The organism is Streptomyces canus (assembly GCF_030815415.1).
In the GTDB taxonomy this organism is placed as follows: Bacteria; Actinomycetota; Actinomycetes; order Streptomycetales; family Streptomycetaceae; genus Streptomyces; species Streptomyces canus_F.
Window position 1 is genome coordinate 6,616,442 of record NZ_JAUSWW010000001.1, and the last position, 13,544, is coordinate 6,629,985.

The 13,544-nt window shown below is 70.6% G+C and carries 9 protein-coding genes; 8 read left to right on the plus strand and 1 reads right to left on the minus strand.

Translation table 11 applies throughout. From position 1 onward, the window contains the following. Positions 1-1,485 (minus strand): recombinase family protein, encoded by a 1,485-nt coding sequence (locus QF037_RS30610; protein WP_307030693.1) that lies wholly within the window; start codon positions 1,483-1,485, stop codon positions 1-3. A gap of 124 nt (positions 1,486-1,609) precedes the next feature. Between QF037_RS30610 and QF037_RS30615 the strand changes: the two genes are divergently transcribed. The 8 genes from QF037_RS30615 to QF037_RS30650 all read left to right on the plus strand — a co-directional run bounded on the left by QF037_RS30615 (position 1,610) and on the right by QF037_RS30650 (position 13,467). Then, positions 1,610-2,689 carry a hypothetical protein gene (locus tag QF037_RS30615; protein WP_307030695.1) on the plus strand — a complete coding sequence of 360 codons (1,080 nt, stop codon included), beginning with the start codon at positions 1,610-1,612 and terminating at the stop codon, positions 2,687-2,689. A gap of 48 nt (positions 2,690-2,737) precedes the next feature. After that, complete coding sequence (locus tag QF037_RS30620; protein WP_307030697.1) at positions 2,738-3,496, plus strand: TIGR03936 family radical SAM-associated protein; 759 nt, start codon at positions 2,738-2,740, stop codon at positions 3,494-3,496. A 259-nt stretch (positions 3,497-3,755) separates the two neighbouring features. After that, positions 3,756-7,688 carry an Rne/Rng family ribonuclease gene (locus QF037_RS30625; protein ID WP_307030699.1) on the plus strand — a complete coding sequence of 1,311 codons (3,933 nt, stop codon included), beginning with the start codon at positions 3,756-3,758 and terminating at the stop codon, positions 7,686-7,688. A gap of 240 nt (positions 7,689-7,928) precedes the next feature. Further along, positions 7,929-8,249, plus strand: coding sequence for a 50S ribosomal protein L21 (gene rplU / locus QF037_RS30630; protein ID WP_030601628.1), 321 nt, complete (start codon positions 7,929-7,931; stop codon positions 8,247-8,249). Between the two features lie 14 nt (positions 8,250-8,263). Beyond that, complete coding sequence (gene rpmA, locus QF037_RS30635; protein WP_042172004.1) at positions 8,264-8,518, plus strand: 50S ribosomal protein L27; 255 nt, start codon at positions 8,264-8,266, stop codon at positions 8,516-8,518. A gap of 134 nt (positions 8,519-8,652) precedes the next feature. After that, positions 8,653-10,098 carry a GTPase ObgE gene (gene obgE, locus QF037_RS30640; RefSeq protein WP_307030704.1) on the plus strand — a complete coding sequence of 482 codons (1,446 nt, stop codon included), beginning with the start codon at positions 8,653-8,655 and terminating at the stop codon, positions 10,096-10,098. A gap of 165 nt (positions 10,099-10,263) precedes the next feature. Next, positions 10,264-11,742 carry an FG-GAP and VCBS repeat-containing protein gene (locus tag QF037_RS30645; protein WP_307030706.1) on the plus strand — a complete coding sequence of 493 codons (1,479 nt, stop codon included), beginning with the start codon at positions 10,264-10,266 and terminating at the stop codon, positions 11,740-11,742. Between the two features lie 174 nt (positions 11,743-11,916). Continuing rightward, the gene (locus tag QF037_RS30650) at positions 11,917-13,467 is read left to right on the plus strand and encodes an alkaline phosphatase D family protein (RefSeq protein ID WP_307030708.1); all 1,551 of its coding nucleotides are present in this window, start codon (positions 11,917-11,919) and stop codon (positions 13,465-13,467) included. Positions 13,468-13,544 lie beyond the last annotated feature (77 nt).

Genomic DNA, 13,544 nt, shown 5'->3' on the forward strand with positions numbered 1-13,544 from the left:
TCACCTCCGGGCGTCGAGCCGATCGGAGGCTTCCGTGAAGGCATTCACTTTCAGGACCAGTCGCTGCTGTACATCCTTCGGGATCATCAACCTCATGGAGATGTGTGGGGTACGTACGCCCTTCACTTTGATCCGCTCGACCTCGCACTGCACTCCGGCCCGGAGCAGGTCCGCTGACATGACCTCCATGCCGCCTTCCTGCCAACGTTCTCTGAACGTCCCGCCGTTGTGCACGGCCACCCACCGGTCCTCGCCGGCTCCGGTGCCCTGACGGTACTCGCGCGTCAATACGGGCTCGTCTCCGAGGACTTTCAAGATGTCTTCGACGAGCTTGCTGTAGACATCGTCGGGGTTGGGCGCGCCGCGCCCGCCGGCCTTGCAGCCGTTACATCGGAGGTACGCGTACGTCCTGCCGTTGGTGATCGTCTTCTGCACGGTCAGGTTGGTGCCGCAGCCCTGGCAGACGAGAATGCCCAGGAAGTGTGTCGCGCCGCCGGGACCGCGCACGGGTTGCTTCTTTCCGCGTCTGTCGAGCGCTTCCTGAAGACTCTCGAACTCGCCTTCTGCGAAGATCGGTTCCGCCACCCGAACAGGCCTGCCACCCTTGCCCAGAACTATCTTCGAGCGACGTACTCCGCCGTTCTTGTCCTCTTCTACGCGATAGCCCATGAGTGCCGGATTACGGAGCCGGCGGAGCAGCGTCGCGGCCGTAAGCCCTGGCCCGCACAGGCCGGAACGCACGAGGACCTTGACCATACGTCTGGCGGAAGCGGGTCGCTGTCTCAGAGCAGCGGTGCGGCACCAGTGCAGCACCCTGTAGGCCGTCGGATTGATGGCGAGAACAACTTTGCCGCCGTCGTCCTCTGACGTCTCGTAGCCATACGAGGGCTTGCCCACCAGCCAGTTGCTCTGGGACTTGGTGTAGTTCCAAAGGTTCGTGACGCGGTTGCTCGTGTTGGTCGCTTCGATCTCGGCGATGCCGCCGATGACCGTGACCATGATCTTCCCCACTGTCGTGGTCAGATCGATCGTGTCGTTTTTGGACACGAGATTCTTCTTATGCTCGAGGCACCAATCAATCATGGTGCTGAGATCCGCGAGCCGACGTACGAAGCGGTCCAGTTTCCAGAAGAAGAGTTCGTCGAACTCCGGCACTCGGTTGTTCAGCCAGTCGCCCAGTTCCTTCCGCTTCCACGGCGGAACCTTCGTCGCGGACACATTCAGGTCGCTGGCGACACCGACCACGCGACAGCCGCGCTCCCTGGCAAGTTCCCGTAGATCAAGCTCCTGTCGCACCGGCGACGTCGTATCGGCTGTGAGGACTGACAGCCGTACGGACAGTAGCGCCCGTGGAGCGTCATCAGGCAGGAGCGCTTCCGCTCTTTGCAGCTCTTCCAAGAGAGCCAAGTCCGCTTTCGTCCACTCGGCTGTGACTGCGTATCGGCGACGGTCAGCTGCCGCACGCGTCCTCGTTCGTTTCCCCACGCCGTCGACGATAGCTGGGTTTTTGGCTGTTGGTGTGTGTTTTAAATGGACACACATATAGCCCTGAGGCGGGTCGGTGAGCAGTGGCTGCATCCGGACGGGGCGCTGAGGCGTCTACGCGGGTATGGACCTGGAGAAACCCGTGCCACAGCAGCAAGCGCAGCGGCCGCAGCAGCAGAACCCCGAGGGCTGCCTCACCGCCGCCATCCGCATCCCGGTACGGATCGTCGTGCTCGTGCTGGTCGTTCCGGTACGGATGGTGTGGGACGCGCTCGTGGTGGCGGGGCGGTTCCTGAATGACACCGTGCTGCGGCCGTTCGGGAGGGCGTTGCTGTGGGTCGGGCGGGCTGTCTTCGTGTGGCCGCTCGTGGGGCTGTGGCGGTATGTGGTCGTGCCGCTCGGCAAGGGGCTGGGGTGGCTGGGGAAGTACCTCGTGGTCGTGCCCCTGGTGTGGCTGTACCGGTATGTGCTCACTCCCGTCGGGCACGGCTTCGGGTGGGTCGCGCGGGGGATCGGGGCCGGTCTCGCGTGGGTGTACGCGCGCGTGCTCACGCCGATCGGGCACGGCGTCATGTGGGTGACGCGGGGGATCGGGCTCGGGGTGTACACCGCCGTGGCCTGGCTGGCGCGGTACCTCGTCGTCGTCCCCGCCCTGTGGGTGTACGGGTGGATCCTCACGCCCATCGGGCACGGCATGCTCTGGATCCTGCGGGGCATCGGTATCTGCCTGTACTGGATCGCGCGCGTGCTCCTCGTGCTGCCGGCGCTCGCGCTGTGGCGGTGGGTGCTCACTCCCGTCGGCCTGTTCCTGGCCGTCGTGGGGCGGGAGGTGGGGGACGCGCTCGGGCACGCCTGGCGGATCGCCGGGCACATCTCGCTCGCCGTCGGGCGGTTCCTCGGGACCCTCTTCCGGTGGATCTTCGTGGAGCCGGTGCGATGGGTGTACCGGACGCTGCTCACACCGGTCGGGCATGTGGTGCGCGACCTCGTGCTGCGGCCCGTCGCCGAGGCCGCGCGCAGTGTGGGGCGGGCCACGCGACAGGCGCTCACCGCAGCCCGGGAGACCGTGCGGCAGACGCGGGCCGACTTCCGCCGGATGCTCCTCGGGGAGCCCCGGGAGACGATCGGGGCGGCCCTACGGGAACCGTCGGGCGGCGAAACACGTACTCTTGGTAGCAGTACGACCGCACTCACGAAGGACTGAACGACACTGGGCAAGCGACAGCCCGAAGGCCCGCCGCCCGCACCCGCGGTGCAGCGCATCCGACTGCGCTACACCAAGCGCGGCCGCCTCCGGTTCACCAGCCACCGTGACTTCCAGCGCGCCTTCGAGCGTGCGTTGCGCCGTGCCGAGGTGCCGATGGCGTACTCGGCGGGGTTCACGCCGCATCCGAAGGTGTCGTACGCCAATGCCGCACCCACCGGCACGGGCAGTGAGGCGGAGTATCTGGAGATCGCCCTCACCCAGGCGCGGGACCCCGAGAAGCTCAGGATCCTGCTCGACGAGTCGATGCCCACCGGCCTCGACATCATCGACGCGGTCGAGGCCCGCACCTCCGGGCTCGCCGACCGGCTCACGGCCTCGGTGTGGGAGCTGCGGCTCGACGGAGTGGACCCGGCCGACGCCGACCGCGCGGTCGCGGCCTTCACCGCCGCCGAGTCCGTCGAGGTCCAGCGCAAGACCAAGAACGGCATCCGTACCTTCGACGCCCGTTCCGCAGTCGTACAGCTTGAGACGCACGGTCCACAGGCTGATAGGCCGACCGACCAGCCTTGTGCGATACTGCGGCTGGTTGTTCGGCACGTGACGCCTGCCGTTCGACCCGACGACGTCCTGTCCGGTCTCCGCGCCGTGGCCGACCTGGCGCCGCCGGTCCCCGCTGCGGTGACCAGGCTGGCGCAGGGGCTGTTCGATGAAGAGACCGGCACGGTGACCGACCCGCTCGCGCCCGACCGCGAGGCAGCTGAGGCCCCCACAACGGCCGCTGCCGCCGCGAAGGCGCCGGCGTAGGGAAGGTCCCGCGAAGGACGGACGTCGTAGCGCCGCCCTCGTACTCGGGAGCCACCTGGGTCGGGCAGCACACCGACCAGAAGACTTTCGCCAGGCCGTACCCAACAGGGTGTACGGAACCGGCGAGACAGGACACAGAGAGCTCCCGTGCGGCGCCCGCGCCCCGGACGGCGGCACCGCGCATCGCGCGAGCCGCGGACGTCACCGGCATCGCCGGACCAGGTGCGGCGCCCGGGAGCCTGACGGGAGAAACGCCCGCATGCTCGAGCCGACCGAACCCACTGAGGGTTCCGAACTCAATACCCCCAGCGACACCCTGCCGCCGCGTCGTCGGCGCAGGGCCGCATCCCGACCGGCGGGCCCGCCGGTCGGCGCCGCAGCGGAGACGCCGGACGAGGTGACGCCGGCCATACCGGCCGCCGAGGACACGCCCGCCGAGGAGACCGAAGAGCCGGCGGTGGCCGAAGAGGCCGCTGCGGAGACCGAGGCACCTGCCGAGGAGGCCGCACCCGCCGCTCGTACACGTCGTCGTGCCACCCGCCGGGCGTCCGCGCCCGCCGGTGCTCCGGCCGCGGCCGAGGCTGCCGAGACCGTCGTACCCGCTGCGGCCGAGGTGAAGGCCGAGGAGCCCGCTGCGGAGACCGTGGTGGCCGAGGCGCCCGCCGAGGAGGCCGCGCCTGCCGGGCGTACGCGTCGTCGTGCCACCCGTCGGGCGTCCGCGCCCGCCGGTGCTCCGGCCGCCGATGAGGCCGCCGCACCCGCCGAAGAGGTCGTAGCGGCTGAAGCGCCCGCCGAGGAGGCCGCGCCCGCCGCACGCACCCGCCGCCGTGCCACCCGCCGGACGGCCGCGCCCGTCGAGGCGCCGCAGGCCGCCGAGCCCGCCGCCCAGGACGCCGAGGCTCCGGCGAAGGCCGAGCCGGAGCCGATCGTCACCGAAGAGGCTGCCGCCGAGGAAGAGGCCCCGCGCCGGGGCCGCCGTCGTGCCACGCGTCGCGTGACCGCGCCCACCGCGGCGCCCGAGAGCGTGGAGGCGCCCGTGAGCGCTGTCGAGGAGAACGAGCCGGTCGAGGCCGTCGTGGAGCCGCAGGCCGCCGAAGAGGCGCCGGCGAGCGAGGCCCCCGCCGCCGAAGCCCCCGCCGATGAGGCCGGCCCGCGCCGAGCGCGCCGCCGTTCCGTGCGTCGTGCCGCCACCGGGTTCTCCGAGCCCGCCGCGCGGTCCGGCGCCGACGAGACCGCCGAGGACGAGGGTGCGCGTCGGCCGGCGCGGCCCGCCGTGGCCGTGTTCCAGGCGCCGGTCTTCGCCGAGCCGCAGTTCCAGACGCCCCAGCGGGCCGCCGCCGAGGCAGCCGCCGCCGATGTGGAGGTCGACGAGGAGCCCGAGGCGGAGGTCCAGGAGGAGCAGACGCCGCGTCGCCGTCGCCGTCGCCGCGGTGAGCCCGCCGAGGCCGAGGCCGCCCCGGTCGTCGAGGCCGTCGCCGAGGAGGAGACGGACGAGGCCGAGGAGATCGCCGACGCCGAGGACGGTGCCGAGGCGGAGGACGCCGAGGAGAGCAGTTCGCGCCGCCGTCGTCGTCGTGGTGGCCGTCGCCGTCGTCGCGGTGAGTCCGCCGAGGCGGACGGCGAGGAGGGCGACGAGCTTGCCGCCGAGGCGGACCAGGACGCCGAGGACACCGCCGAGCAGGCCGAGGACGACGCGGAGGAGGACTCCGACGAGGGCGGTTCCTCGTCCTCCAACAGCCGTCGCCGCCGTCGTCGGCGCCGCCGTACCGGTGACAGCTCCGCCGACATCGAGCCCGGTGACGACCCCGAGCGCACGGTCGTCAAGGTCCGCGAGCCCCGCCCGAAGGCCGAGCCGTCCGACGAGGTGCAGTCCATCAAGGGCTCGACCCGTCTGGAGGCCAAGAAGCAGCGCCGCCGTGAGGGCCGTGAGCAGGGCCGCCGCCGGGTCCCGATCATCACCGAGGCCGAGTTCCTGGCCCGCCGCGAGGCCGTCGAGCGGGTGATGGTCGTCCGCCAGAGCGGCGAGCGCACGCAGATCGGCGTGCTCGAGGACGGTGTGCTCGTCGAGCACTACGTCAACAAGGAGCAGGCCACCTCGTACGTCGGCAACGTCTACCTGGGCAAGGTCCAGAACGTGCTGCCGTCGATGGAAGCCGCCTTCATCGACATCGGCAAGGGCCGCAACGCGGTGCTCTACGCCGGTGAGGTCAACTTCGAGGCGCTCGGCATGGCCAACGGGCCGCGGCGCATCGAGAGCGCGCTGAAGTCCGGTCAGCCGGTGCTCGTCCAGGTGACGAAGGACCCGATCGGACACAAGGGCGCGCGGCTCACCAGCCAGGTCTCCCTGCCCGGGCGCTACCTCGTGTACGTGCCCGAGGGCTCGATGACCGGCATCAGCCGCAAGCTGCCCGACACCGAGCGCGCGCGGCTGAAGACCATCCTCAAGAAGATCGTCCCCGAGGACGCGGGCGTCATCGTGCGCACCGCCGCCGAGGGCGCGAGCGAGGACGAGCTGCGCCGCGATGTCGAGCGACTGCAGGCGCAGTGGGAGGACATCCAGAAGAAGGCCAAGAACGGCAACGCGCCGACGCTGCTGTACGGCGAGCCGGACATGACCGTCCGGGTCGTCCGCGACATCTTCAACGAGGACTTCACCAAGGTCGTCGTCAGCGGTGACGAGGCGTGGGAGACCATCCACGGATACGTCTCGCACGTCGCGCCCGACCTGGCCGAGCGGCTGTCGAAGTGGACCTCCGAGGTCGACGTCTTCGCCACCTACCGGATCGACGAGCAGCTCGCCAAGGCGCTGGACCGCAAGGTCTGGCTGCCCAGCGGCGGTTCGCTGGTGATCGACCGGACCGAGGCGATGGTCGTCGTCGACGTCAACACCGGCAAGTTCACCGGCCAGGGCGGCAACCTCGAGGAGACGGTCACCAGGAACAACCTGGAGGCGGCCGAGGAGATCGTGCGTCAGCTGCGGCTGCGCGACCTCGGCGGCATCATCGTCATCGACTTCATCGACATGGTCCTGGAGCAGAACCGGGACCTGGTGCTGCGGCGCCTGCTGGAGTGCCTGGGCCGGGACCGGACCAAGCACCAGGTGGCCGAGGTCACCTCGCTGGGCCTGGTCCAGATGACCCGTAAGCGGGTCGGCCAGGGCCTGCTGGAGTCGTTCTCGGAGACCTGCGTCCACTGCAACGGCCGCGGTGTCATCGTCCACATGGAGCAGCCGACCTCCGTCGGAGGCGGCGGCAAGCGCAAGAAGCGCGGGCGTGGCGGCATCGAGCACGTGCACGAGGCCGCGGTGGCGGCGGAGTCCGTCGAGAGCGTCGAGGCCGACGAGCTGGACGTGGAGACCGAGGCGGAGGTGGCCGCCGAGGTCGCCGAGCCGGTCGCGCTGGCCGAGCCCGTCTTCGAGCCCGACGAGGAGCTGTACAGCAGCGTCGCCGAGGCGGAGGCCGCGGTGGGCCGGGGCCGTTCGCGGCGTCGGGCGAGCCGGCGGTCGTCGGCTCCGGCCGGTGCGCCGAAGCGGGAGCGGGCCGAGCGGGTCGAGGTTCCGACGGCTCAGGACGTGACGGCCGAGGAAGAGGTCGAGCGTCCGGTGCAGGTCGAGTCGGCTGTGCAGGCGCAGGCCGAGCCGGCCGCCGTCGAGGACCCGGTCGTCGAGGACGCCGCGCCCAGGGGGCGTACGCGTCGTCGTGCGACCCGCAAGGTGTCCGCGCCGGCCGGATCGCCCGCGGGTGCCGAGGCGGCCGTCGTGACGGTCACCGAGGCCCCGGCGGCGCCCGCGCCGGTCGCCGAGGAGGCTCCGGCCAAGGCCGAGCCGTCCGAGGCGCCCGCCGAGAGCGCCGCCCCGGCCCGTCCGCGGCGCCGTGCCGTGCGCAAGGCCACCGCGCCGACCGCGTCCGAGGAGACGGCCGTCGTGGTCGTCCCGGCGGCGGAGACCGCCACGGAGGCCCCGGCCGTCGAGGAGTCCGCCGAGGAGACGGCTCCGGCCAAGAAGACGGCCGCCCGCAAGACGGCCAAGAAGGCGACGGCGAAGAAGGCCGCCACCAAGAAGACCGCGGCCAAGAAGACGGCCGCCAAGAAGGCGACGACCAAGAAGGCCGCCGCCAAGAAGACGACGGCGAAGAAGACCGCGGCGGCCGAGCAGACGGTGTCCTCGGTCTCGGCTTCCGCCGACGAGAGCTGAGTTCCGGCTCACCGCGGGTGTGCGGCTGGTCCCGAGTGATCAGCCGCACACCCGGGAGCCCCGGCCCGGTTTGACCCGTTCGGCCGTGGCCCCGTAACCTTCACTGTCGGCGTGTCGACTGACACGTCACATCCCCGTAAACCCTTTCCTCCGGAACACCTGGGTGTTGTGGAGAGGCCGTCCGCGTGCCGGGTGGCTGGACTGCGGGGGTGCCGTCCCGAGCGAGAGAGTGAGATCCGCGTGTACGCCATCGTGCGCAGCGGTGGTCGCCAGCACAAGGTTGCTGTCGGCGACATCGTTGAGGTTGACAAGATTTCCACTGCCAAGGTTGGCGACACGGTCGAGCTCTCGACCCTGCTCGTTGTCGACGGCGAGGCCGTGACCAGCGACCCGTGGGTGCTGGCCGGTATCAAGGTCCAGGCCGAGGTCGTGGACCACCACAAGGGCGTCAAGATCGACATCCTTCGCTACAAGAACAAGACCGGCTACCGCCGTCGTCAGGGCCACCGCCAGCAGTACACGGCGATCAAGGTCACTGAGATCCCCGCGGCTGCGAAGTAAGGGACTGAGGAGAGATGGCACACAAGAAGGGCGCATCGTCCACCCGTAACGGTCGTGACTCCAACGCTCAGCGCCTCGGCGTGAAGCGTTTCGGCGGTCAGGTCGTCAACGCGGGTGAGATCCTGGTCCGCCAGCGCGGCACCCACTTCCACCCCGGCGCGGGCGTCGGCCGTGGCGGCGACGACACGCTGTTCGCCCTCGCGGCCGGTTCGGTGCAGTTCGGCACCCACCGTGGCCGCAAGGTCGTGAACATCGTCCCGGTCGCCTGAGCTCAGGCTTAGGGCTTCAGACCGAACGTTTCGCGAGGCGGACCTCACTTCCCCTGTGGGAAGGCGGGTCCGCCTTTCGCGTGTTACAGCAGTAGAGAACCGTACGAATATTTCAAGTGCTGGAGGCACCTCACATGACCACCTTCGTGGACCGCGTCGAACTGCATGTCGCCGCGGGTAACGGAGGTCACGGCTGTGCCTCCGTCCACCGGGAGAAGTTCAAGCCGCTCGGCGGCCCCGACGGCGGTAACGGCGGACGGGGCGGCGACGTCATCCTGACCGTCGACCAGTCGGTGACCACACTCCTGGACTACCACCACTCCCCGCACCGCAAGGCCACCAACGGCAAGCCCGGTGAGGGCGGCAACCGCTCCGGCAAGGACGGCCAGGACCTGGTCCTGCTCGTGCCGGACGGCACCGTCGTACAGGACAAGGCGGGCAACGTCCTCGCCGACCTGGTCGGCCACGGCACCTCCTACGTCGCCGCCCAGGGCGGTCGCGGCGGCCTCGGCAACGCGGCGCTGGCGTCCGCGCGGCGCAAGGCGCCCGGCTTCGCGCTGCTCGGTGTGCCCGGTGACCTCCAGGACATCGTCCTGGAGCTGAAGACCGTCGCCGACGTCGCGCTGGTCGGCTACCCGAGCGCGGGCAAGTCCTCGCTGATCTCGGTGCTCAGCGCGGCCAAGCCGAAGATCGCCGACTACCCCTTCACGACCCTGGTCCCGAACCTCGGTGTGGTGACCGCCGGCTCGACCGTCTACACCATCGCCGACGTTCCGGGTCTGATCCCGGGCGCCAGCCAGGGCAAGGGCCTGGGCCTGGAGTTCCTGCGGCACGTGGAGCGGTGCAGCGTGCTGGTGCATGTGCTGGACACGGCGACCCTGGAGTCCGACCGTGACCCCGTCTCCGACCTCGACATCATCGAGGAGGAGCTGCGGCAGTACGGCGCCGGGCTCGACAAGCGGCCCCGCATGGTCGTGCTGAACAAGATCGACGTCCCGGACGGCAAGGACCTCGCCGAGATGGTGCGCCCGGAGCTGGAGGCGCGTGGCTACGGCGTCTTCGAGGTGTCCGCGGTGGCGCACATGGGGCTGAAGGAACTGTCGTTCGCGCTGGCCGACGTGGTCGCCAAGGCACGCGCCGCGAAGCCGAAGGAGGAGGCGACGCGGATCGTCATCCGGCCCAAGGCCGTGGACGACGCGGGCTTCACCGTGGTGCGCGAGGAGGACGGGCTGTTCCGGGTGCGCGGCGAGAAGCCGGAGCGCTGGGTGCGGCAGACCGACTTCAGCAACGACGAGGCCGTCGGCTATCTCGCCGACCGGCTCAACCGCCTCGGTGTCGAGGAGAAGCTGATGAAGGCGGGCGCCCGCTCGGGCGACGGTGTCGCGATCGGTCCCGAGGACAACGCCGTGGTCTTCGACTGGGAGCCGACCGTGATGGCCGGTGCCGAGATGCTCGGCCGCCGTGGTGAGGACCACCGCTTCGAGGCTCCGCGCCCCGCGGCTCAGCGGCGCCGCGACAAGGAGGCCGAGCGGGACGAGGCGTCGCGGGAGTTCGACGACTTCGAGCCGTTCGAGCAGTGAGGCGGCCGGTGGCCCCGGTCGTCGGCTGAGGTTGTGGACGCCGGGAGAACCTCCGGCGTACGGCAGGGCAACCAAGCGTCGTTCCGGTGAGTCGTACGGGGCAGCGTGGACGAGGATCTTGCATCCTCTCCGCGGTCAACTGCCCTTACGACAGCCGGAGTCCACGTGTCCCTGCCTGCTTCGTCCGCCTCGCACAGAACCCGGCGCGCCGTCGTCGCGGCGATCGCCCTGATCGCCGCTACGTGCGGCGCGCTTCCCGTCGCACAGGCACAGCCGAAGGCCGAGACGCTGCAGGACTTCAACGGGGACGGGTACGAGGACCTCGCCGTCGGGGTGCCGTACGCCACGGTCGGCGGGAAGAAGGCGGCCGGTTACTTCGCCGTCGTCCTGGGATCGGCGAAGGGCCTGGACCTCGCGACCAGGAAGGTCTACTCGCAGGCCTCGCCCGGTATCCCCGGCTCGCCCGAGGCGGACGACCGCTTCGGTGACCACGTCAGCCCCGTCGACCTGGACGGCGACGGCTACACCGACCTGGTGGTGCCCGCGACCGGGGAGCACTGGACGGCGGGCGGCGAGGCGCAGGTCCACAGCCAGACCGTGTTGTGGGGTTCCGCCACGGGTCTGTCCGGGGGGACGCTCCTGCAGCCGGGGCGGCTCCTCGACGCCTACTCCAGCCTTCCCGGCGACTTCGACGGCGACGGCCACACCGACCTGGCCATGTCCGGCGGTGTGCGCTTCGGCCCCTTCACCCGGGACGGCGTGCCCGCCCGCACCCAGGAGATCCCCGCCTACGACGCCGACGACTCGGTGCTCGACATGGCCGCCGGGGACGTCGACGGCGACGGCATCACCGACCTCGTCTCGCTGACCATGCCCGCCGACTGGGAGCCCGGCGACCAGGGCTCCAGCCACCACCTCAACTACCTGCACGGCACCGAGCAGGGCCTCGCCCCGCTCACCGCATTGCGGAACGCGCGGGGCGCGAAGATCGAGGGCGGCAGCGACATCGAGCTCGGTGACGTGAACGGCGACGGCCGTGACGACATCGTCTTCGGCAGGCCCTCCCCGGCCAACGGCAACGAGGAGCCGAACGACCCCAGCCAGTACGGCGACCGGGTCGGCGTCGTCCTCGGCACCGCGCAGGGCCCGAAGACCGGGGACCCGCGCATGCTGCACCAGGACACCCCCGGGGTGCCGGGGGCCGGCGAGTCGGGCGACTTCTTCGGCGCGTCCGTCGCGGTCGGGGACGTCGACGGTGACGGCTGTGCCGACATCGTGGCCGGCGTCCCGCTCGAGGACTTCGCCGGTGTGCAGGACGCGGGCACGGTCGCCGTGATCCCGGGCGGGGCGTCCGGCCCCACCGGTGCCGGTTCGAAGGTGTTCAGCCAGAACACGGCCGGTGTCCCCGGCACCGCCGAGCGCCGGGACCGCTTCGGCGAGGCCGTCACCCTGCTCGACACCGATGGCGACGGCCGCGCGGACCTGATCGTCGGCGCACCCGGGGAGAACGCCGACGCCGGCTCGGTGTGGGCGTTCCGCTCCACCGCCGCCGGGGTCACCACCAAGGGGTCCCTCGCCTTCGGCGCCAAGGCCTTCGGTACGAACCCGGACTCGGCCCGGCTGGGCGCGGACTTCCCGCACTGAGCCGCTGACCACCAGTCAGGCCTGTTGCGGCAACGAGGTGTTCGTGTGCCGCGGCGGGTCTTCTGTTGTCTGCCTAGTTGTCATGCACCCGAAGCTCACGGTTCAGCAGGCGGACCGTCCATGGGCGTGAGCTTCCCAGTGTCCAAGAGGCCAGTGAGGCAGGGGAGTTCACTGATGACCGGAGCAACATCGCCCGACCGACGCCGCTTTCTGACCGCCGGGGCCGCCGTGATCGGCGCTGCCGCCTCCGCCCAGCTGTGGCTGCCGACGACCGCCCGAGCGGCCGGCACGACGTTGCCCGACGGCGTGTTCAGCCTCGGTGTCACCTCCGGCGACCCGCTGCCCGACGGCATCGTGCTGTGGACCCGGCTCGCCCCCGACCCGCTGAACGGCGGCGGCATGCCAGACGAGGTCGTGCCGGTGGAGTGGGAGATCGCGGAGGACGAACGGTTCAGAAAGCCCGTACGCCGGGGCGTGACCCAGGCGCGGCCCGAGTACGGGCACAGCGTTCACGTGGATGTACGGCGGCTGCGCCCGGGCCGTACCTACTGGTACCGCTTCCGCACGAGCGGACAGATCTCGCCCACCGGCCGCACCCGCACCGCCCCCCACCCGCACAGCAAGGGCGGCAGTCTGCGCTTCGCGCTCGCGTCCTGCCAGAACTACCAGCACGGCTACTTCACGCCGTACGCCGACATGCTCGCCCAGGACCCCGACTTCGTGCTCTTCGTCGGCGACTACATCTACGAGTCGTCGCCCGCGTCGACGGGGGTACGCCGGCACGAGGGCACGGGGGAGCCGTACACCCTGGTCCAGTACCGCAACCGGTACGCCCAGTACCGCAGCGACCCGGACCTCGCCGCGATGCACGCCGGTGCCCCCTGGATCGTGACCTTCGACGACCACGAGGTCGACAACGACTTCGCCGGCGAGATCCCGCAGGACCCCGCCAAGCAGCCGCACGAGGCGTTCGTGGCCCGGCTCACCGCGGCCTACCAGGCGTACTACGAGCACATGCCGGTCCGCGCGAGCTCGGTCCCGAACGGACCGCACATCCAGATGTACCGCCGCCTGGAGTTCGGCCGCCTCGCCCGGCTCAACGTGCTCGACACCCGGCAGTTCCGCAGCGACCAGGCGACCAGCCAGGAGGGCGCCCAGGACCCCTCGCTCACCATGCTCGGCGCCGGGCAGAAGGAGTGGCTCCTGGACGGGCTGCACGACTCACCGGCCCGCTGGAACCTCATCGCCTCGCAGATCATGATGGCCGAGACCGATCTGAAGGTCGGCGAGGGCAAGCTCTGGTACTACGACGCCTGGGACGGCTACCAGGCCGAACGCAACCAGCTCATGCGGGAGTTCGAGGACGTCCGCAACCCCGTCGTGTTCACCGGCGACCGCCATCTGACGATGATCAGCGACCTCAAGAAGGACTTCGCCGACCCGGACTCCGACGTCGTCGGCGCCGAGTTCGTGGGGACGTCCATCTCCAGCAACGGCGACCAGGACCAGGACGCCTTCCACCAGCAGTGGGACCCGCTGATGGCGGACAACCCGCACTGGAAGCTGCTCGACGCCCACCGCGGCTACCACCTCTTCGACGTCGACCGCCACGGCATCGACGCCCGGGTCAGGACCGTCGACACGGTCCGGCAGCCGACGGCCACGGCGAGCACGCTGGCCACGCTGCGGGTCGAGGCGGACCGCCCCGGCGTCGAGCTCGCGTGACCGGTCGACGATGAATCGCGTGTGACGGGAGCCTGGGACTCAGCTGTGTCCCAGGTCTCTCTCAGCACCGTCTCAGG

Coding starts and splice junctions, on each gene's coding strand:
- QF037_RS30615 (WP_307030695.1), top strand. CDS start 1,610: ATGGACCTGGAGAAACCCGTGCCACAGCAGCAAGCGCAGCGGCCGCAG.
- QF037_RS30650 (WP_307030708.1), top strand. CDS start 11,917: ATGACCGGAGCAACATCGCCCGACCGACGCCGCTTTCTGACCGCCGGG.
- obgE (WP_307030704.1), top strand. CDS start 8,653: ATGACCACCTTCGTGGACCGCGTCGAACTGCATGTCGCCGCGGGTAAC.
- rpmA (WP_042172004.1), top strand. CDS start 8,264: ATGGCACACAAGAAGGGCGCATCGTCCACCCGTAACGGTCGTGACTCC.
- QF037_RS30625 (WP_307030699.1), top strand. CDS start 3,756: ATGCTCGAGCCGACCGAACCCACTGAGGGTTCCGAACTCAATACCCCC.